The following is a 20006-nucleotide window of genomic DNA, read 5'->3' on the forward strand; positions in this document are numbered from 1 at the left end:
TGGGAGCAACAGGAGCACAAGGATTAGTAGGAGCAACAGGAGCACAAGGATTAGTAGGAGCAACAGGAGCACAAGGATTAGTAGGAGCAACAGGAGCGCAAGGATTGGTGGGAGCAACAGGAGCACAAGGATTAGTAGGAGCAACAGGAGCACAAGGATTAGTAGGAGCAACAGGAGCACAAGGATTAGTAGGAGCAACAGGAGCACAAGGATTAGTAGGAGCAACAGGAGCACAAGGATTGGTAGGAGCAACAGGCCCGCAAGGATTGGTGGGAGCAACAGGAGCACAAGGATTAGTAGGAGCAACAGGAGCACAAGGATTAGTAGGAGCAACAGGAGCACAAGGATTAGTAGGAGCAACAGGAGCACAAGGATTGGTAGGAGCAACAGGCCCGCAAGGATTGGTGGGAGCAACAGGAGCACAAGGATTGGTGGGAGCAACAGGAGCACAAGGATTAGTAGGAGCAACAGGAGCACAAGGATTAGTAGGAGCAACAGGTCCACAAGGATTGGTGGGAGCAACAGGTCCACAAGGATTGGTGGGAGAAACAGGATCACAAGGATTGGTAGGAGAAACAGGATCACAAGGAGTAAGAGGTCATACCGGGTCTGCAGGAGATATAGGTCCCCAGGGATTTAGGGGGGGCACGGGCCCACAGGGAGAAATCGGAACAACGGGAGCAACAGGAGCACATGGATCAACCGGAGCAACCGGAGTAACCGGCCCACAAGGGGTAAACGGAATAACAGGAGCAACAGGCTCACAAGGAGTAACTGGACTACAAGGGGTAACAGGAACAACAGGAGCAACAGGCCCACAAGGAGTAACCGGAACAACGGGAGTAACCGGAACAACGGGACCAAGTGGTTCTGGATTAATGGAAATTTTTCTTTCTACGGATCAATCAATTGCAAATAATGACTTTCTTGGACCAGGTACAGCCTCAGCTTCATTCGTAAAAAATTCATTAGTTGTTCCAGAGAACGCTACGATAAAAAGTATAACTTTGAATATACGTGACCATGCTCTAAGTGCTGGACAAACTGCTTCTGCCCAAATATTCACAAGTTCAAACTGTGGATTTACTGCTCCGATAGCAACTGGAGTTATAGCCACAGTTACAGGACCAAACTCGTCTATAACACCGAATTGTTGCTCAACAACATCTGCAAATTTAACAATTAATAGTTGTACACTCCTTTCAGTTCAACTCACTACAACAGGTGGGGCTTTTTCAAATGGTGTTTCTGTGACAATCTTATTAAATACGTAGTGATTTAATTTTTTTGATTAAAACAAAAACATCAATTTGAAATTTCAACAAGTAAAAATTAATTTCCCCAGTTTTTACTGGGGAGAAAATATTTCAAATTTAATAAATTTTATTTTTTATGGGAAATCTGCGTGTAATAGCGGTGGTACAAGTAAACTTTTATTTTTGTTCAAACGTAAAAGTTTAGCACCAATTGATACATATAAAGAGATATTACAGAACAATTTCAGCAATATGATTAGGAGAAGGTTGATTTGGAATGGCATATAGTTCCCCTTGGGGAAATTTTTAGGGTGAAAATCTTTATTGATTATCTACTAGATTAAGTGGTGCGATTGGATGAATGATGTACAAATCAGAGTTTTATTTCCTGCTTGGATGTTCAGAATTGCGAAGAATAATGATAAAACCAGTCGCTTGTTGTTTGAAATTAAGACTAAACTTGTCATTTCTTGCGCTTACCCGGGAAATTATTTCTTATTTCCTAACCTGAGTAATCATTTTTCCAAATAACTTTCATGGCAGATAAAAAACAATGCGCTGGTTGAAGATTCATTTGCAAATAGTAAGGGACCGATAGAGGTCAACTCTGATGATTTTCTATTCTAATTATAAATATGGCACAACTAAAGAAAATCACAAGGTTTGGACATCAAGGGAATAAGAGCGATTGGTTGCAGATGATACGGAGAGAAGTTGGAACATTGCGAGTAATATTAAATATATTTCTCAAAATCCACGACTCTATCAAATACTAAAGGAAATTAATACATTATAACAAACACACGCTTCTAGTAGAATGAATTGCATGCCAGGTAGTTATGCAGTCTTCGGCCTCGGATTGAAGGACCATACTTATTTTCCGTTTGTAGAAGAATATATGGCAATGGACGAAGAACACTGGTCCGTTCAGAACGACTTCACGGTCGCTTTTGCCGAGTGGCAAGGTTCTAACGCGGAAACGATTCCTACGCTAGTGAAGTGTGTATTCGATGAAACTGAAAATCTAAATCGATATGGAAAATGAGAGGCATCTCATGCTGCTGCTAAATCAAGTTCGTGGTCTTCAGGATTACGAGGTTGAGCATATCGTATACTTAATCTGGGGCGTGCCGGACAAGCAGAAGAAAATAGCTGCCAAAACCAAAGGAAATCGAGGAAAGTGGCTCACTAGTTGGCGCAGACAGCCAGATCTTGGATAAATTGGCTATTGCAATAGGACTAAGGGGTTAACAGGGCAAATGTTGTAGCTGCAAAATAGAAGATGACCAGCAAAGCTAATTTAGCCGAGCTGGTCTTTTTAATTTACTTAGTCATCATCAACTATAAGCCCAACATGGTATCAGTCTATCACTGTATTTACGAGAAAGTTAAACTTTGATATTCTATTTATGGGAAATATTTCTTATCGAGGAGGAAATCAAGGTGTTAAAGTAAACAAAAAATTGTGCATTCATTATTGTTTGAGGAAGTGTATATCTAGAAATCAAGGAGGTATTTCTATCATGAAAAATAAACTATCTTTGGTGTTAGCCGCTACATTAGCGTTAACGATGAGCCTACCAACAGGGGCGATGGCGTCTTCTAGCAGTCAGACTACAGTTATGGCTAGCCAAGATTTAGCTAGTCAAGAACTGAAGAAGATTGCGACAGAGAAGGCTACTCTACTTACGCAAACCTATGAGACGACTAGCGTGCAGTATGCGCTAATTGATAATGGTAAACTTATTTTGTCGGGTCAGACAGGCAAGAACGATATGGAAGGGAAACAGCCACTGACCAAAGATACCCTATACGGGATTGGTTCAGTCAGTAAAATGTATGTAACAGCGGCTGTAATGAAATTGGTCGATGAAGGAAAAGTCGATTTGGATGCTCCTGTCGTCCATTATGTTCCTGATTTCAAGATGAAAGACGAGCGTTACAGAAGCATTACGCCACGTATGCTGTTGAACCACTCCTCCGGCTTGCAAGGTAGTACGTTTAGTAGTTCATTTTTATTTAAAGATAATGATACCTATGCGCATGATAACTTGTTGCAGCAATTGTCCAACCAGCAATTGAAGGCGGATCCTGGCGCGTTCTCGGTATACTGCAACGATGGTTTTACGCTAGCTGAGATTATGGTGGAAAGAGTCAGCGGTATGAGCTTTACCGAATTTATACATCAACGGTTTACAAAACCCTTAAAGCTAAATCATACGAAAACGCCGCAGGACGAATGGGAAGACGATAAGCGGGCTGGACTTTATTCTCCAATGTACCAAGGGCAGCTTCCTACTGAAACGGTGAATGTGATTGGTACGGGAGGGATTTCTTCCACAGCAGAAGATATGGTGCGATTCTCACAAATATTTATGGGGCAGGAAAAAGGAATCCTCTCTGATCAGGCAATCAAGGCGATGGAGCAAGAGGAATATAAAAAAGGAATGTGGCCGGGGGATGAAGATAACACTTCCAACTATGGTCTTGGCTGGGATAGTGTGAAACTATATCCATTCAGTGAATATGGGATAAAGGGCTTGGCTAAAGGCGGCGACACGATACTGCAACATGCTTCACTGGTCGTACTTCCTGAACAGAAGATGGCAGTGGCTGTATTGTCATCTGGCGGTAGCAGCACTACAAATCAATTGATGGCGACTGAAATACTGCTCGCTGCGCTTAAAGAGAAGGGCTCAATTAAGGATATCAAGCCGAACAAATCCTTTGGCAAGCCGGTCAAGGCCAAGATGCCTCATGACGTAGCAAAGAAAGCAGGTTATTACGGCAATAGTATCAGTCAATTCAAAATAGAAATTACGAAGAATGGTGAACTGATCTTCCCATCAAATCCAGGAGAAAAATATGTATATACTGCGGATGGAAGCTTTATTAATGAGGAAGGTACCGCCAAGCTTAATTTCGTCACTGAGAAGAATGGACGAACTTATTTGAAGGAGAGTACATATGTATCGGCGCCAGGTTTAGGGCAAGTAGCGATTACTCACTATGCAGCCGAGAAACTAGGATACTATGTGCTATCGAAGGAAACCGCTGCCGCATGGGCAAAGCGGGAAGGTGTCAAGTTCTATCTTGTGAGCGAGAAATTTAGTTCTATGCAATATTTAATGATGCTTACCGCACAAATCAACAGCAAGGAAGGCATAGCGGGCTATTGGGGAAGCCAAAAAATTACAGGCCCTAACACGGCGATGCATCAGCTCCAAATACCTGGGATGTTTGGCCGTGATACGTCGGAAGCCCGTTTCTATACAGAAGGCGGCGATGAATATATGGAGATGTCCGGATATTTATACGTAAGTGAATCCAACGTAAAACCGCTAGATGCAAGCCAATCATCCAAATTTACGCTGCAAGCAAATGGGCATGCGAAATGGTTTACAATCCCACAAGCGGCAGCAGGGAAAACGATGACAGTGGCGTTGCCATCAAAGAGTTCGTTCGCGGTGTATGATGAGAATGGTGTATGCGTCAATTTTACTGTTGTGAATGGCGATAACAAAGTAAAACTGCCGAAGAACGGAACGGTTGTATTTGCTGGCGCACCGAACTCGGAATTTGGAATCACGTTGAACTAACTTTAATTCAAGAACGACTTCAACAAAACCAATACGACACAGAGATAATTCGGGCTAATTTGACTGCATTCTTAACTCGGAAATATATAGAAGATAATAAACAAAAGCCACTAAAAATGAACTATATCCCAAAAGTTAGACATAGTTTTCTCATTAGGCAGCAGATGGGCATGAATTCGATATTGTATTGGATTCATGCCTTTTAATTTATCCTTAATTCGTTTTATACTGTAATACGTTCTGTATTTTTCTAATTCAGTTTTAAAATGCGCTACACTTTCAAACTCTTTAATGTATAGAAATTCTGATTTCATAAATGCCAAAGAATTTCCCTATGACGGAATTGTCGTAACAGTTTCCTATTCGAGACATACTTTGTTTAATTCCTCTTGGCTGAAGCGTATGACGATATTTTTTCATTTGATAGTGCCAGCCTTGATCTGACTGCATCATTAGCTGGTGCTCTTCCGGTAGGCGCTAAGTGCCATACTAGGTGGGGAAGTACTCCTTACCTGGGACAGTTTGAGTATATAAACGTATTATCGGTTCGGTAAAGAATTAAATGGAGTTAATACCTTTGCAAAACTTGATTTTAAGAAGGCTGGTGATGGATTATCTTTAATACATAATCGTAGTGAGTTTAACGATAATAACTAGTATATTTGAACTTTGCAATTCGACTTTTCATCGCTCGAAAAGCTAAAAATGTCGAAAGTCTACATAAATATTTACAGTGATTTATTAAAAGTGCTAGAAATGATTTCGACAATATAAAACCTTAACAAAGATAAACATTGAGGTATTAAAGTGGGTAAAAATACAGGTGGGAATTTTTGGCGATGTGACCGTAAAAACAAAATGTGAGGTATTACGTTTTGCCAAGCGAGCACTAATAACAAAAGTGGAAAAGCTATTGCTTATTTATATTAATCAAAAACCAGGCACTCATATAAGTGAGTACCTGGCTTTGTGTTTATTCACTTTCAACAAACAATCCATATAATTTGGATGCTACGATTGTATCTTTTACCAAATAACTAACTATTTCAGGTATTTTTTACTCATACATTATCACTTGTTCTTTTATTAATTATTTCTAGTACGGTGTTAACTATGAAAAGAATTATAATAAAGATATAAAGTGATAAGAATATATAGTCTGACATTGTTAAATTATTAAAATCCGTTGTGCGAGGTATTAAAATCGTTAGAGATACGATGATGAGGATATTAGCTATTCGTGTGAGTGTTATTCGCATAGTTTTAGTGGATATAAATACTAAGTACTTAGGACGCATTAACCTCTACTTTTCTGTTCTTCGTTTTTGCAGTAGTAGTAATTAGAATAAGCATTAAAAGTCTTGTAAGCTAGTAATTATACGTAATCCACTTTGTTCGCTTCCTTTTCCTGGGAATTAAATTGAATGTGATTCATATTTTCTTGGATTAGGCTGATCTTTTTCAAGTAGCCAAAGTACGACCAACCTTACGACAAATAACCTCCTCTTTTGAACAAAACAATTTAATGTATGGCTGAGACACTCCCCATATTACAGAAGCTTCAGCAATATCCATTATTTTAAATAATGGGCTGTCTATATCAGGTGTTTTGCTATTCATTATTGAACCTCCGTATATTTTTATAGATTTATTTTATTCACCATAAGTTTTATTTTTAGATTTACGCATACTAGAGAAATCTTTTCGGTTTTCTATATCCTCCCTTAAAAATAATCTATCGCGACTTAATTCCTTTACTGGAACTAATTTGCCTCGTTTTACAAGAGAATTTAACGCCTGACGAGATATATTAAGTTCCTCTAACGCTTCTGATGTATTTAATATTTCAGATTGTACCAAGTTAATAAATTCATCTTTTGTATCGAAAGAATAGTATTGTGTCATTGGATTTATCCACCTAGAGTTTTTTGCTTTTTCGTATTGTAACGATTGTTGCGCCAATTACTATCAATGTTGCAATAGTTATAACTAAAGATACATTAGCCAAACAGTTCACCTCTATTTTTATTGAAGATATGATTCAGCTAACTCAATATCATATGATATTAATAAATTAGGATATTTTTTTTCTAATCTTTTTAGGCACTCAGCATAATCTTTACTTTGATATAAGTGTGCTAAGTCGTCAAAGACTGAAGAGACCCAATAAGCTTCTTCTTCAGTACATGTATCCAAAAATGAATTGTATTTTTTTCATCACTAAATTTTGATACCAACGTATCCCAATAAATTTCGATTGTTGGATCGTTTATATGCAAATTTTTCATTTTTTCAATTATACCTGTTATGTTTTTCTTATGAACCATTTTCATGAATATCCTCTAAATCCACTTATGTTTAATTCCATTAAATCAAAATTGTTCGGACAATAAACATGTTCCAAATGCTTCTTTTATTTAATCTCTTAAATCTCTAAATGAAAATACCCTAACAAAATTAAAAATATAATACAATTATAACAATTAAGTTCCATTTATGTATAATTATTTTGAAAAAGAGGGTAAATATATAACATTAGAATTTTGATAAGATTGGGATGGATATTCAGATAGAATATTGAAAGTTATTCAAACTAGAACTTTAAAGTTTAAAATTGATAATGTATGACGACTCTGAGTTTCTTGTATGTGATTAGCTATTAAAAAAAGTTAGCCTAATTTAGAAAACTGGCTGAAATGGAAGATGGGAAAAGTTATCCAAATGAAAGTGGTATAAGATATTATTAAAATAGTAAAGAAAAATAAGTGGGTGATAATAATGTTGTTAACTCCTTTAGGTGCTATTAAAGTATTCATTAATGGTGAGGAAGTTGAATTTACTGCTATAAAATTAGATAATTTAAAAACGTATTGTCCAGATGCAAATGGTAGATATTTAATTCATTATAATTACAAAAGTGAATTTAACAATCAAGAAATTACATGTCGCATACCTTCGATAAATGTAAAGGGAGAAATCGAAAGTGGGGAAAGATACGAAGCGATTTCTTTTTACAAGAATGATATAAAACTCACAATTGGAGTAGAGGGGGAATTTACCAATAAACCCGATTATTTTGATTATAACGGGGATTATTTAAGTGATGGAATTAAATATATAACATTTCAAGAGACGGCAGCTAGAAAATTTGCATTTGGCGTTTGTTGGATTCAACCATGTACAGAAGAAAATGATACTCAAACTTGGTTTGGTGCTGACCCTTTTAATAGTGCGATAGGCTACTATAACAAAATAGACCACTCAGGTGCTGTACCCCAAAAGTTAGAGTAATAAATCTAAATTTTGGGGTGTTTTTGTATGGCGAAATTAGTGCATGGGGATAGGGAAATTGAGGTACTTCACAGACTTCTTAACGGGAATAGCATGCGAGCAATTGGCAAGCACATGCAACTTTCTAGTACAACGATTATTCGTACAAGAGACATTATAGTAAAACAAATGATGATGGGGCGTAAAGCCCCTTTTAGTATGCTTTCTAAAATACTCTTGGTATGCCTAACGGAGCAATAGACTGTTGAAAAAGCAAAATATTTACGTCGATATTATATTTTGAAATTTCGAATAAATGAATGACCAAAACCTAATTAAGTGGTAAAGTATAGAAAAAATGAATGGAGAATTATGCTATGGAAAAATTGAAAAGAGTCGAATTAAAACATTTTTCAAGTGAATATTTGAAAGAATTGAACTCTTTTGTACTTACAGAGGAACAAAAACAATTTTCTGCACTTCCAAGCAAATTTGAGGAAATTAATGAAGGACAGTATCGTATTGTTATTTTAAGTGATAATACACCCGTTGGTTTCTTTCTCCTAAATTCAAATGAAAGAGTAAAGAAATACTCTAATAATTTGAATGCTTTGTTATTAACTGCATTATCAATTAATCATAAAGAGCAAGGAAAAGGTTACGCAAAACAAGGAATGGCATTACTAGTTGAGTTTGTTAAAACAGAATTCCCTAATTGCGATGAAATTGTTTTAGTTGTAGATAAAGATAATATACCGGCACAAAAACTATATTTAAAAGTAGGATTTGAAGATACAAATGAGAGGCTAATAGGACGTATCGGCGAAGAAATTATCATGAGACAATTAATAAAATAATATTAAACTACCATCGTCACCAGAGCTGATTCCACATTTTGTAGATTAACTCTGGTTTTATGTTTTGCAGAAAGTTTAGCATCATTTCATGAAAAATTAGCTAAATAACATGTATCAAATGGCGCAAGTGTATCATTTGGATCAAACGTTACATTTTATGTATGTATGAAATTAACGTGTTAACTGTGAGGGAGGACGTTGTGGTAATGTTTTCCTCATTTGGTGTTTATAAAATCCTGAATATTGGGTAAAGACAGGTTGACGACCGACCCGCGACCTCATAAACTTGTTCGAGGCAAGACATGCATTGCCGGCCCATATTTTTTAAAGGATTATATATCTTAATTAATATAAAAGGCTATGAATTTACAGTCATTACCATAACCTCTTTTTTATTGTATGATAAATAAAAAAATGAAATTTAAGAGGATTGGAATATTATGCTGAAGATTTTACAAATTGTTTTTGCAATCATAGGAATATCTCTTTCAGCTTATGGACTTATCATACGTGATTACCAACTGAATTTCCTAATGATATTCTTCTTAGGCTTATTTGACCTAACTTTAGGAATTAAAGAATTTCAAAGAGAGAGAAAAGCTTATGGTTGGTTACTGATCGGGCTATTTTTATTTTCAGTATATGTGTCAATTCAAAGTTTCATATGGATTAAATAAAGGAGTGGTTTTTATGTGAACCTCGTCCACTTTCCATAATTCAGTCAAACTTACTACAAGTGCACGGAAATGCACTAACACAATTTGCTTTACGATATAACGTGGTGTAGCTCTACCACGGTGTCGCAAGTGAGCTAACTCGACAAATACCACAATATCAAAGCTTTCATCTCAGGATGGAGGCTTTTTCTTTTGCTTTGAAAACTGCATCAAACAGCCATAATGGACTAGTTTGCGGGTGGGTAAGTATCTCAGGAACATTAGATACCGAAGAGAACTGGCATACACTAGTAAGCGATAGGGTGAGTTTGATGTGGTTTTGAAAGTAGAATTTGTAGAAAAATGTTCCAATGAAATTCTATTATGTTAACTGGGAACGTATAGTCTATCCATAAAATGTATAAGGTCGATTTTAAAAAAATGATAATCGACCTTCTTACCTGATTAATTTAATTTAATCAGGTTAATTGAAGCAGCTAGAGCAGGACCATCGCAAGTCGAAAGGGGGAGTACATTTACATTCCTTAATTGGACAGTTCCACCGGCAGGAATAGATATAATTGTTCCGCCAGAAATTGGTATGCATAATTCCCTATCGAGTTCGGAGGAATCAGCAGCATATCTAGTTTGGATAGGATTGACCTCATTTCCATCCACAAATACTCCCAAAATTGCATCAGGGCTAGTACCTAATTCAAATAGCACAAGTACATAGTAATCAATATAATAATCACCAGCCTGGGCGACTTCAATCGTAACTGTATCAGGATTCAAAGTTATTCCTCCAGCCGTTCGTCCGGTACCGTTCCATGGCATTGGTTGATTAGCATTAAGCGTTACGAACTGTGCCAGAAAGAAATTTCCATATGCCGGTAAAGGTACTGGTTGTACTTGACATGAATCTATCGCCTTTATTGTTGACTGTAAACATGGTTTACAACGGTCGCACGAACAATTTTTTTTACATGGATTCAAAATAATCTCTCCCTTTATGATTTTCTATTATTTTATTTAAGATATATTTTTCTTCTTAGGTGTTTGTTCGATAATAAATACCATGAAAGGAGTTCAGCAAAAAATGACAACTGCAATTAAAGAAGTGAATTCACATTTCAAAGATTTTCTTTTCGACTGGCGTTGTAAAACTCAACTACTTGTCGATGGGGAGAGTTCTTCGAAATCCTACCATGTTTCATTGAAACAACTTTTAAAATTACTTGAAGAAAACGTGCAGCTCTAGTCGTTCGTGAAGTTTGCGATACGCATAGAGACAGTACGTTTCCTTTGTTTACAGAAATTATTGAGGACTTAGGGTTATCCGGAAAAGTAAAGACGAGTTCATCTCCAATGACAGTGAAGTTTCCGAACGGCACGAAGGTAATCTTCCAGGGCATGGATAAACCAGAAAAGCTAAAATCCATCAACAACATATCACTCATTTGGCTAGAGGAATGTAGTGAGATTAAGTATTCAGGCTTTAAAGAGTTGCTCGGTCGTTTGCGACACCCGACACTAGACTTGTTTATGATCTTGATAGGGTCTGTATTTATTGTTAGGGAAAGATTATTTAAGTTATAACAGATGCAATGTTAGTGTTCCTGAATTACTAAATTGTTACAGTGCAAATAACCTAAACTTTATGAATCATTTATCATAAACTAATATTATTAAGCTGAAATTTTAAAAGGAGCAATGCGATGATGGAATCTTGTTGTAATTGCGATTGCACAAAAAATGTAGTTCGTTTAAATAAAGTTTCTTCATGTCCTATTTGTCGTGGGAATTTTGCTCAGCCTTCAGTTCCAAATACTATTACGACGGGAGCAATTTGGAGAAATCCAGCTACAGAGACGATTGTTGTCACACTTTTAAATAAATCAGACGCACCACAAACAGTAACTGTATCGGTATTAGATTGGCAAAATTGTGCCCAAGAAGAGATGCCAAAAGAAGCCTTCTTATGTGGAGAATTTCAACCTTCACTTTTTAATGGAACACCAACGCCTCTTACTTTTACAATTCCAGCAAAAAAGCTACTTGTCGTTCATGCAACTCCGCAAAATCCTTGGCTACCAGGTGATCCATGTTATGAAGTACTGGTGACATTGCCACCTAATCCAGTCTTTCCAACTGATCCGATCATTCCAGGTGATCCATGTATTGTAAATACTTGGGGTATTAACAATTTAGGTATACCTCAAGAAGGGAATACGGTGTTACATCGCGAGTTTCAGAGAACTATTTTCATATGAAATTAGGAAAGGTGAACTACTTAGTAATCATATAAACAAATGAGAAGGGCTAGGCAATCAATAATTTTGAGCTTGGTCTTTTTTTATTTCGTAAATTTCTACTTGCCAAAACAGAAACAAATGTTCTTATTAAAGACCGGACAATGAAGTGGACAGCGATGATGTTGCCTGAACACCTTGTAATGATAAGAGAATAAAAGAAAGAGCAATTCCATGAAAAGAAACGTGATTTAACCGAGTGCGAGTTTGAGGAAATAGAACAGACTTTACAACGTGCTAATGCAAAAAATGATTACGTTATCGCTATGGAGCAACAATCAAATGCATGACAAAACTGGATTAGTATTTGGAATGGATCCACTCAAAAAGGAACTATTACTGGATACAGATATATCAGTAAAACGTATTTCATTTAATGATATACAAGACGCGAAGATGGAGGATGCTGAAGGTTTAACATGAGGTCCAAGTGCTCAAAAGAAGAGGATATACGCTGAACAGATGATAAAAGCTATCCGTGAGCTAAAGTATTGTAAATTAAAAGTCACTCATTGAAAAATAATGAGTAATCTGTTTATGATTTTTGTGTGAACATGCTTATCTATACAAAATTCTAGTTGTTGTAAATTATTTTCTTTGTTAAGTTCTTTACTATATAATATACCTGTCCGAACTATTGTTAAATATTATATTTTAAAAGGTGAGGCGTCATTTATAAAAAAACTACATGCCCCAGAAAGAGCCTCAAAAAGCGCCCCAGTTAAATGCATTTAAATACATTTAAATAGGAAGGTATAAAAATCTCCGATTTGCAAAACCTTGATGTTATGCACCCATAAAAATTAAATACATTTGGTTAGAAACCAATGTCATAAGTATTGCTTATTGAAAAAGATAATATTAATGTAATTTACTTATGAATAAAAATGAGCTATCATGGGTATTGGAGAAAAGATGCTTTAACAATTTATATAGGCCTTTTCAAAAAGATATTTAGGGGGATCCGCAAATGGCACAAGGTAATTTACACAACAGCCGCGCATCATTCGAAGTTAATGGTAAAACTTATAATTACTATGACTTAGCTGCGATTGAAAAAGCTGGCGTTGCAAAAGTTTCAAACCTTCCTTACTCAATCAAAGTATTATTAGAATCAGTTTTACGTCAATATGATGCATATGTTATCAATGAAGAGCACGTAAACGAATTAGCAAAATGGGGTAACGGCGCAAATCCAGAAGCTGAAGTACCATTCAAACCTTCTCGCGTAGTATTACAAGACTTCACTGGTGTACCAGTAGTAGTTGACCTTGCTTCTCTACGTTCTGCAATGAAAGAAATGGGCGGCGACCCAAGCAAAATCAACCCTGCTATTCCAGTTGACCTTGTAATTGACCACTCAGTACAAGTTGACAAATACGGTAATGCATCTGCATTAGCAGCAAACATGGACCTAGAATTCGAACGTAACGCTGAGCGTTATAACTTCTTAAAATGGGCTCAAACTGCTTATGATAACTTCCGTGCTGTACCACCAGCAACTGGTATCGTTCACCAAGTAAACTTAGAGTATTTAGCTCCAGTTGTACACGTAAACGAAAATGCTGACGGTACTTTCGAAACATTCCCTGACTCAGTAGTAGGTACTGACTCACATACAACAATGATCAACGGTATCGGCGTTCTTGGATGGGGCGTTGGTGGTATCGAAGCTGAAGCAGGTATGCTTGGTCAACCTTCATACTTCCCAATTCCAGAAGTTATCGGTGTTAAATTAGTTGGCGATCTTCCAAACGGAACTACTGCTACTGACTTAGCATTAAAAGTAACTCAAGTATTACGTCAACGTGGCGTAGTTGGTAAATTCGTTGAGTTCTTCGGACCTGGCGTAACTAAATTACCACTAGCTGACCGTGCGACTATCTCTAACATGGCTCCTGAATATGGTGCTACATGTGGTTTCTTCGCAATTGACGAAGAATCATTAAACTACATGCGTTTAACTGGTCGTGACGAAGAGCACATCGCGGTTGTAGAATCTTACTTAAAGTCTAACCACATGTTCTTCGATCCAACTTTAGAGCCAGTTTACACTGACGTATTAGAAGTAAACTTAGCTGAAATCGAACCAAACCTTTCTGGTCCTAAACGTCCACAAGACTTAATTCCACTATCTCGAATGCGTACTCGTTACAAAGAAGTAGTAGTGGCACCACAAGGTACACAAGGTTTCGGTTTAACTGAAGATGAATTCGCAAAAACTTCTGTAGCTAAATTCGCTGAAGGTGATGTAGAAATCCCAACAGGTGCTGTAGCAATCGCTGCAATCACTTCTTGTACAAATACATCTAACCCATACGTATTAATCGCTGCGGGCTTAGTTGCGAAAAAAGCTGTAGAAAAAGGTCTTACTGTGCCTAAATGGGTAAAAACTTCTTTAGCACCAGGTTCTAAAGTAGTAACTGGTTACCTTGAAGATTCAGGTTTACAAACTTACCTTGACGAAATCGGTTTCAACACTGTAGGTTACGGTTGTACAACATGTATCGGTAACTCAGGTCCATTACTTCCTGAAATCGAAGACGCTATCAAAGAGAACGACTTATTCGTAACTTCAGTTCTTTCTGGTAACCGTAACTTCGAAGGCCGTGTACACCCACTTGTAAAAGCTAACTACTTAGCTTCACCACCACTTGTTGTTGCTTATGCACTTGCTGGTACTGTGGATGTTGACCTACAAAAAGATTCATTCGGTAAAGACAAAGATGGCAACGATGTATTCTTCGCTGATATCTGGCCTTCAACTGAAGAAGTTAACGCAGTATTAGGTACTGTAGTTAACCGTGAATTATTCCAAAAAGAATACGAAACTGTATTCACAGCGAACGAAAAATGGAATGCAATTGAAACATCAACTGAGTCTCTATACACATTTGATGACAAATCAACTTACATCCAAAACCCACCATTCTTCCAAGGTCTTGCAAAAGATCCAGAAGCTATTAAAGGCTTAGAAGGCTTACGCGTAATGGCGAAGTTCGGTGACTCAATTACAACTGACCATATTTCTCCAGCTGGTGCAATCGGTAAAGATACACCTGCAGGTAAATATTTAATCGAAAACGGTGTTGCTATCCGTGACTTCAACTCTTACGGTTCTCGTCGTGGTAACCACGAAGTTATGATGCGTGGTACATTTGCAAACATCCGTATCCGTAACCAAGTTGCTCCTGGTACAGAAGGTGGTTTCACTACTTACTGGCCAACAGGTGAAGTAGAGTACATCTATGACGCATGTATGAAATACCAAGAACAAGGTACTGGCTTAGTAGTACTTGCTGGTAACGACTACGGTATGGGTTCTTCTCGTGACTGGGCTGCTAAAGGTACTAACTTACTTGGTATCAAAACAGTTATCGCACAATCTTACGAGCGTATCCACCGTTCTAACCTAGTAATGATGGGGGTTCTTCCACTTCAATTCATGCCAGGTGAATCTGCTGATACTCTAGGCTTAACTGGTAAAGAAGAAATCTCTGTTAACATTACTGACAACGTGAAACCACGTGAAATCTTAACAGTAACTGCTAAATCTGAAGACGGTTCAGTTAAAACTTTCCAAGCTTTAGCTCGTTTCGACTCAGAAGTAGAAGTAGACTACTACCGTCACGGTGGTATCCTACAAATGGTTCTTCGCGCAAAAGCTGCTCAATAATCATTTAAATAAAAACCGATCTCTTAGGAGGTCGGTTTTTGTTTATACATAAAAGGGGAGGCATTGGTTTGCAAAAAGATGAATTGAAAAAACGCGCTTTATCCATTGTTCCGTTACCGAGTCACTATGAGCTAATCATAGAAGAGTATTCTGCAGACGAGAGAGTGATGTTCTCATGGGCGAATGATCAACAGGATGAAAGTATGACTGTTGAGTTAGATTGCACTGGTCATCTCGTATATTTATCAATTGAAACTAATGATACTGTTCCTGAGGCTTATTCTATCTCTACTGAAGATAAGAAAAGGAGTGCGGAACAATTTTTACTCATTCATTATCCAGAAGCTTTAAAAGACTTAACACTTTCTCAAAAGAAAAAACTGTCGCGTGTAGAACGCTTTTCTTTTGAACAGTTTGTTATGGGTGTACCATTAGCACAAGCTGGTTGTTTTATTGATGTTGATGCATTTGGCGATATTGTTAAATTTAGATACGACGGTGTTAAGACGAGTCCTGAAATCCCTTTAAAGCTAGTTTCCAAGGAAAGTCTAATGGAATATGTGCGTAATACGTTGGCATTACAACTAGTAATAACAAAATTATCTCGCGATGTTTACAATGTGACGAAGGATAGACTTCATCTCGTGTATGAGGTACATTCATTTTTAAATTTTAAAGCAGATGCATTAAAACCAACTTTAAAGATCATTCATGATGAAAATGAGCCTGAAAGTTATGCTGCTCTTCCTCCTTTGCCAGCTAACTTTACGGCCAATGAAGTAACTAATGAAGCGATCATGGGCATTACAGATGAACTGGAGCTTATTCGAGAAGTAGATATAGGGCCAGAGCTAGGGATGGTGTGGCGTAAGCGGAATTGGGAGATGCAAAAAAAAGATTTAACGATGAACAGCTTTTTTAAAATGCAGTCAGAAGATACAGTAAAAACTTTTATTTCAAAAAAAAATGGTAATATACAAAGCTTTGGATGGTTGCATAAACGCTTAGGAAATCTACAGCTTAATCATGAAGCATGTTATGAAAAAGCAATAGACTTTTTACAAAAAGTAATTCCGGACTACTATCCTTATCTTCAACGATTAATTCGAGGAGATGAAGAAGAGGATGAAAGAGAATCAGACTCATTTATATTCCATGCCCATAATCAAGGATTACCTATTGCTGATATGGTGATTGTCGTTGTAAATTGTACAACTGGACTGATTGATTATTATAGTGGACCGAATTTTGATTTGGATGAACTTCGCCAAATGACTACAGTACCAGCTATTTCTTTGGAAAAAGCGAATCGTCAATTTCTAGAAAATATCGATTTTCAATTGGTTTGGGACAAAAATTACGATGACGAAATTGAGTCTTATCAACTTATCTATCAAGCGTGTGATCGACAAACTAAGTTACCTATCCGGTATATTGACGCGACTACTGGCGAAATTATTGTCAGTAATGTTTAGTGAATTGATTTTTACTATATGGAAGCAAAGCGACAGTACAGAAGTTTCCAATCACTATAGGTGGTGCGGATTAAAGTTATTGTTCGGAACAGTAGTCAGTTGCACTTGGTACAGAACCGATTTCCTGGGAAGTCGGTTTTTTTCTACTTCTTTCAAAATGAAAGGGTCGGTCTAGAAATTAATCAAAATCGTGGATAGAACTGCCGAAATCGTGGATAGAAACGTCAAAGTGACGGATAGAACTGTCAGAGCGACGGAAAGAACCCTCTAAACGAGAGATTGCCCCGATTGATTGAAGAATAACCCCGATGAAATGACGGATATCTCACGAAAATGAAACGTAAAACCAAAAAGTTGCGACTTTAACCATCGAATTAATGGTTAGAATCATCAATTAGACGGTTAGTGCCGCAATTTTCAAATCAATTTATCCGCTACAATTCTTCTTCATACTATAAAACTGTAAACAAATCGCGAATGACATAGAAATTACTGCAAAATAAATCAATGTTATTGTTCCCAACTGTAAAGACAATACGACCCCGCCTAAGCTTGCGCCTATTGCACTACCTAAATAATTTACAGAACTGTTTAATGCCACTGCCGAACTTCCGTTATTCGGCTGTTGTGATAGTAAAATATGTTGTTGAGGTGCCTGGCATGCCCAACCCATTGCTCCCCAGACAAAGAACGGGAAGTATTTTAAAATAGGGAAGTTAAGCATTAAGGGTATGCTTATAATCGATAACGTTAAAGTAAATAAAATGATTGTAACTAAAGTTTTTGGTTTTCCGAAGTAGTCGATTAAGTAACCTATCAATATACTTCCAACCAAGCCACCGAATCCCCATGCCCATAAGTAAATTGTTAAATTACTCGAGCTTGTCATTTCTTCTAAAAGGGGAGAGAGGTATGTGTACAATCCGAGACTAGCAACACTGGCGAAAAATGTTATACATACAGTTATAGTTACTCTTTTATCCAGGAACATTTTTAATCGTTCGTTTAGTGCAGGGGGAGGTGTTGTTGGGAAATCGGGCAGAAACATATGCATACATAAAATAGAAATGACACCGATTATCACTAATAGCCAAAGTGTTACTTTCCAATCAAATAAGTTCGATATATAAATACCTAAAGGAACGCCAAGCACTGTTCCCATACTCATACCTCCTATAGTCAATCCTAGAGCTCTTCCTTTCTTTTCACTTGAAATAAACTTTGTAGAAGCTGCTATAGCTAAAGGTGAAAATAAACCAGCCCCAATCCCTGCAATTGCTCTCGAAAGTAGAAGAATAGAAAAGGTCGGAGCTAAAGCTGTAACGCTATTCGCTATTGTGAAGAGTAGCATTGACCATATTAAGATTTTTTTTATAGGTTTTCCGGCAAGTAAAGAAGAAAATAACGGCGCTGATATTGCGTAAAATAAAGTGAAAATGCTCACTGCCTGACCAGCTTGTGATGTGCTTTTTTGATACGTATCGCTAATTCCTGGGAGAAGTCCTGCGATCACATAAGCATCAAAACCCAAGGCAAACATGCCAAAGGCTAATAATAAAACATTTTTCATAAATTGAACCTCCATAAATTAAAGGTGATAACCTATAACGTTATGTTATAATCGAAGCACCTTCTATATTTAATAGGTTACTAAAAAACCTCGAATATGGAACAATCACTATTTTATAAGGATATAACAAATCGTTATAGGGTATGGAGGGATACAATGAATGTAGAATGGTTACACAGCTTTATTGCTGCCGCCAATCAAAAAAGTTTTTCTAAAGCTGCTCAAATTACGAATCTTTCCCAACCTGCACTAAGTAAACATATACGAAACTTAGAGAATAATCTTGGCATGGAATTATTTCATAGGACTTCCATTGGTATCGAATTAACCGAAGCTGGCGATCGTTTCTACACCCGAATTACACCAGTTTTGATTGAATTAACAGCGATTCGTGAAGAATTGCAGCAATTTAGTCAAAGTAATCCTATTGCGATCGGTGGTCTGCCTAGCTTAGCCACTTACTATTTGCCAAACAAAATGAATGAACTTAAGCAACTTGGTCGACCTATAACATTAATGATTCAAAATACTTCAAATGAACTATTACAATCTTTAGAAAAAGGGCGACTTGATGCAATCTTTGTGGATGCAAAGTATACGGGAGAATCTTTGTGGAATTGGGAGTTGTTTACGGAACCTTATTATGCTGTGTTTCCTTTGAATCATCGTTTTAATTCAAGAATAGCAGTTGATCTTGAAGAACTGTGTGAGGAGCCGCTTATTGTTCATCAAGCTCCTTGTGATTCAAGGAAGGATATAGTAGAACAAATACAATCACTTGGCTACACGCCGAATATCATTAGTGAAGTAAACTTTGGGGATTTTGTCTTTGGCGCAGTAACTTCTGGAATGGGGATTACGATTGTACCAGAATTAATGGCAAAAAATATCGGCCATCTTCAACTTTTTACTTTACCGATTAATAATTTTGGAAGATCCAGAACGATTGCATTGGTTACAAAGCATAAAGAATTAGGTTCGAAATTATATAAATTAATATCAAATTAAATGGGTTCTAAGTCAAATGTTGGGGTGCTGTAATCTTTCAGCACCTTAACCCAGATGAACCCCGATTTCTTTATACTTTAAATTTAATAAGATTTTTGCTCGAAAGTGATCGAAACGTCGAAAGCCATATGCATTCCGTTTCATCACTTTTGTTTTATTATTAATACCTTCCAAGAAGCCGTTAGAATAACCAAAACTAAAGCTATTTAAGATTTCTACTTGCCAGTTTTTAAATGTTTGAATTGCTTTTAAGAAAGCTGGTAATTTTGCCTCTTCTACCTTACGGTAAAAAGCTAGTAATCGCTTTTTCACTTCTACAACATCATT

At 37.0% G+C, this 20006-nt stretch carries 18 protein-coding genes and 3 pseudogenes; 14 read left to right on the forward strand and 7 right to left on the reverse strand.

What is annotated here, in order from left to right:
• The 4 genes and pseudogenes from B1B04_RS25445 to B1B04_RS20700 form a co-directional block, all read left to right on the forward strand.
• Positions 1-1274 (forward strand): annotated as a pseudogene (locus tag B1B04_RS25445) (hypothetical protein); the annotation flags it as partial.
• 808 nt (positions 1275-2082) lie between these two features.
• Complete coding sequence (locus B1B04_RS26500; protein WP_254864989.1) at positions 2083-2301, forward strand: DUF6138 family protein; 219 nt, start codon at positions 2083-2085, stop codon at positions 2299-2301.
• A 10-nt stretch (positions 2302-2311) separates the two neighbouring features.
• Positions 2312-2476, forward strand: a complete 165-nt coding sequence (locus tag B1B04_RS26505; RefSeq protein ID WP_254864988.1) for a DUF6138 family protein — start codon at positions 2312-2314, stop codon at positions 2474-2476.
• 303 nt (positions 2477-2779) lie between these two features.
• Positions 2780-4855: a serine hydrolase domain-containing protein gene (locus B1B04_RS20700; RefSeq protein ID WP_079563261.1), complete on the forward strand. Its 2076-nt coding sequence runs from the start codon at positions 2780-2782 to the stop codon at positions 4853-4855.
• Between the two features lie 110 nt (positions 4856-4965).
• Here the strand turns inward: B1B04_RS20700 and B1B04_RS20705 are convergent.
• The 4 genes and pseudogenes from B1B04_RS20705 to B1B04_RS25805 form a co-directional block, all read right to left on the reverse strand.
• Positions 4966-5329: pseudogene (locus B1B04_RS20705) on the reverse strand (IS3 family transposase); the annotation flags it as partial.
• Positions 5330-6316: 987 nt separating this feature from the next.
• A complete protein-coding gene (locus B1B04_RS25800) occupies positions 6317-6475 on the reverse strand; it encodes a helix-turn-helix domain-containing protein (RefSeq protein WP_170939044.1) in 159 nt (52 codons plus the stop codon).
• A 33-nt stretch (positions 6476-6508) separates the two neighbouring features.
• Positions 6509-6760, reverse strand: coding sequence for a helix-turn-helix domain-containing protein (locus B1B04_RS20710; RefSeq protein ID WP_079563262.1), 252 nt, complete (start codon positions 6758-6760; stop codon positions 6509-6511).
• A gap of 233 nt (positions 6761-6993) precedes the next feature.
• Positions 6994-7188, reverse strand: coding sequence for a hypothetical protein (locus B1B04_RS25805; RefSeq protein ID WP_079563263.1), 195 nt, complete (start codon positions 7186-7188; stop codon positions 6994-6996).
• Positions 7189-7633: 445 nt separating this feature from the next.
• Between B1B04_RS25805 and B1B04_RS20720 the strand changes: the two genes are divergently transcribed.
• The 4 genes from B1B04_RS20720 to B1B04_RS26285 all read left to right on the forward strand — a co-directional run bounded on the left by B1B04_RS20720 (position 7634) and on the right by B1B04_RS26285 (position 9659).
• Entirely contained in the window at positions 7634-8146 is a 513-nt protein-coding gene (locus B1B04_RS20720; RefSeq protein ID WP_079563264.1) for a hypothetical protein, read from the forward strand.
• A 27-nt stretch (positions 8147-8173) separates the two neighbouring features.
• Entirely contained in the window at positions 8174-8386 is a 213-nt protein-coding gene (locus B1B04_RS20725; RefSeq protein WP_079563265.1) for a LuxR C-terminal-related transcriptional regulator, read from the forward strand.
• 116 nt (positions 8387-8502) lie between these two features.
• Positions 8503-8982, forward strand: a complete 480-nt coding sequence (locus B1B04_RS20730) for a GNAT family N-acetyltransferase (RefSeq protein WP_079563266.1) — start codon at positions 8503-8505, stop codon at positions 8980-8982.
• 533 nt (positions 8983-9515) lie between these two features.
• Positions 9516-9659 (forward strand): DUF3953 domain-containing protein, encoded by a 144-nt coding sequence (locus tag B1B04_RS26285; protein ID WP_240518360.1) that lies wholly within the window; start codon positions 9516-9518, stop codon positions 9657-9659.
• Between the two features lie 444 nt (positions 9660-10103).
• On the opposite strand, the gene B1B04_RS25450 is transcribed toward B1B04_RS26285, so the two are convergent.
• Complete coding sequence (locus tag B1B04_RS25450) at positions 10104-10433, reverse strand: hypothetical protein (RefSeq protein ID WP_139376992.1); 330 nt, start codon at positions 10431-10433, stop codon at positions 10104-10106.
• A 304-nt stretch (positions 10434-10737) separates the two neighbouring features.
• On the opposite strand from B1B04_RS25450, the pseudogene B1B04_RS20745 reads away from it, so the two are divergent.
• From B1B04_RS20745 to B1B04_RS20760, 5 genes and pseudogenes are all read left to right on the forward strand, one after another.
• A pseudogene (locus B1B04_RS20745) lies at positions 10738-11192 on the forward strand (PBSX family phage terminase large subunit); the annotation flags it as partial.
• 164 nt (positions 11193-11356) lie between these two features.
• Complete coding sequence (locus tag B1B04_RS20750; protein ID WP_139376993.1) at positions 11357-11911, forward strand: fimbrial biogenesis chaperone; 555 nt, start codon at positions 11357-11359, stop codon at positions 11909-11911.
• Between the two features lie 321 nt (positions 11912-12232).
• Entirely contained in the window at positions 12233-12373 is a 141-nt protein-coding gene (locus B1B04_RS25810) for a hypothetical protein (protein WP_170939045.1), read from the forward strand.
• A gap of 547 nt (positions 12374-12920) precedes the next feature.
• On the forward strand, positions 12921-15626 hold the full coding sequence (acnA, locus tag B1B04_RS20755) for an aconitate hydratase AcnA (RefSeq protein ID WP_079563270.1): 2706 nt from the start codon (positions 12921-12923) through the stop codon (positions 15624-15626).
• A 38-nt stretch (positions 15627-15664) separates the two neighbouring features.
• Positions 15665-17101, forward strand: a complete 1437-nt coding sequence (locus tag B1B04_RS20760; protein ID WP_240518358.1) for a YcdB/YcdC domain-containing protein — start codon at positions 15665-15667, stop codon at positions 17099-17101.
• A gap of 427 nt (positions 17102-17528) precedes the next feature.
• On the opposite strand, the gene B1B04_RS20765 is transcribed toward B1B04_RS20760, so the two are convergent.
• A complete protein-coding gene (locus B1B04_RS20765) occupies positions 17529-18671 on the reverse strand; it encodes an MFS transporter (RefSeq protein WP_079563271.1) in 1143 nt (380 codons plus the stop codon).
• 156 nt (positions 18672-18827) lie between these two features.
• On the opposite strand from B1B04_RS20765, the gene B1B04_RS20770 reads away from it, so the two are divergent.
• On the forward strand, positions 18828-19679 hold the full coding sequence (locus B1B04_RS20770; protein ID WP_079563272.1) for a LysR family transcriptional regulator: 852 nt from the start codon (positions 18828-18830) through the stop codon (positions 19677-19679).
• A gap of 45 nt (positions 19680-19724) precedes the next feature.
• On the opposite strand, the gene B1B04_RS20775 is transcribed toward B1B04_RS20770, so the two are convergent.
• Positions 19725-20006: transposase (locus B1B04_RS20775; RefSeq protein WP_139376994.1), on the reverse strand; the 282-nt coding region annotated here is incomplete at its 5' end.

The organism is Lysinibacillus sp. KCTC 33748, assembly GCF_002237755.1.
Lineage (GTDB): Bacteria > Bacillota > Bacilli > Bacillales_A > Planococcaceae > Lysinibacillus.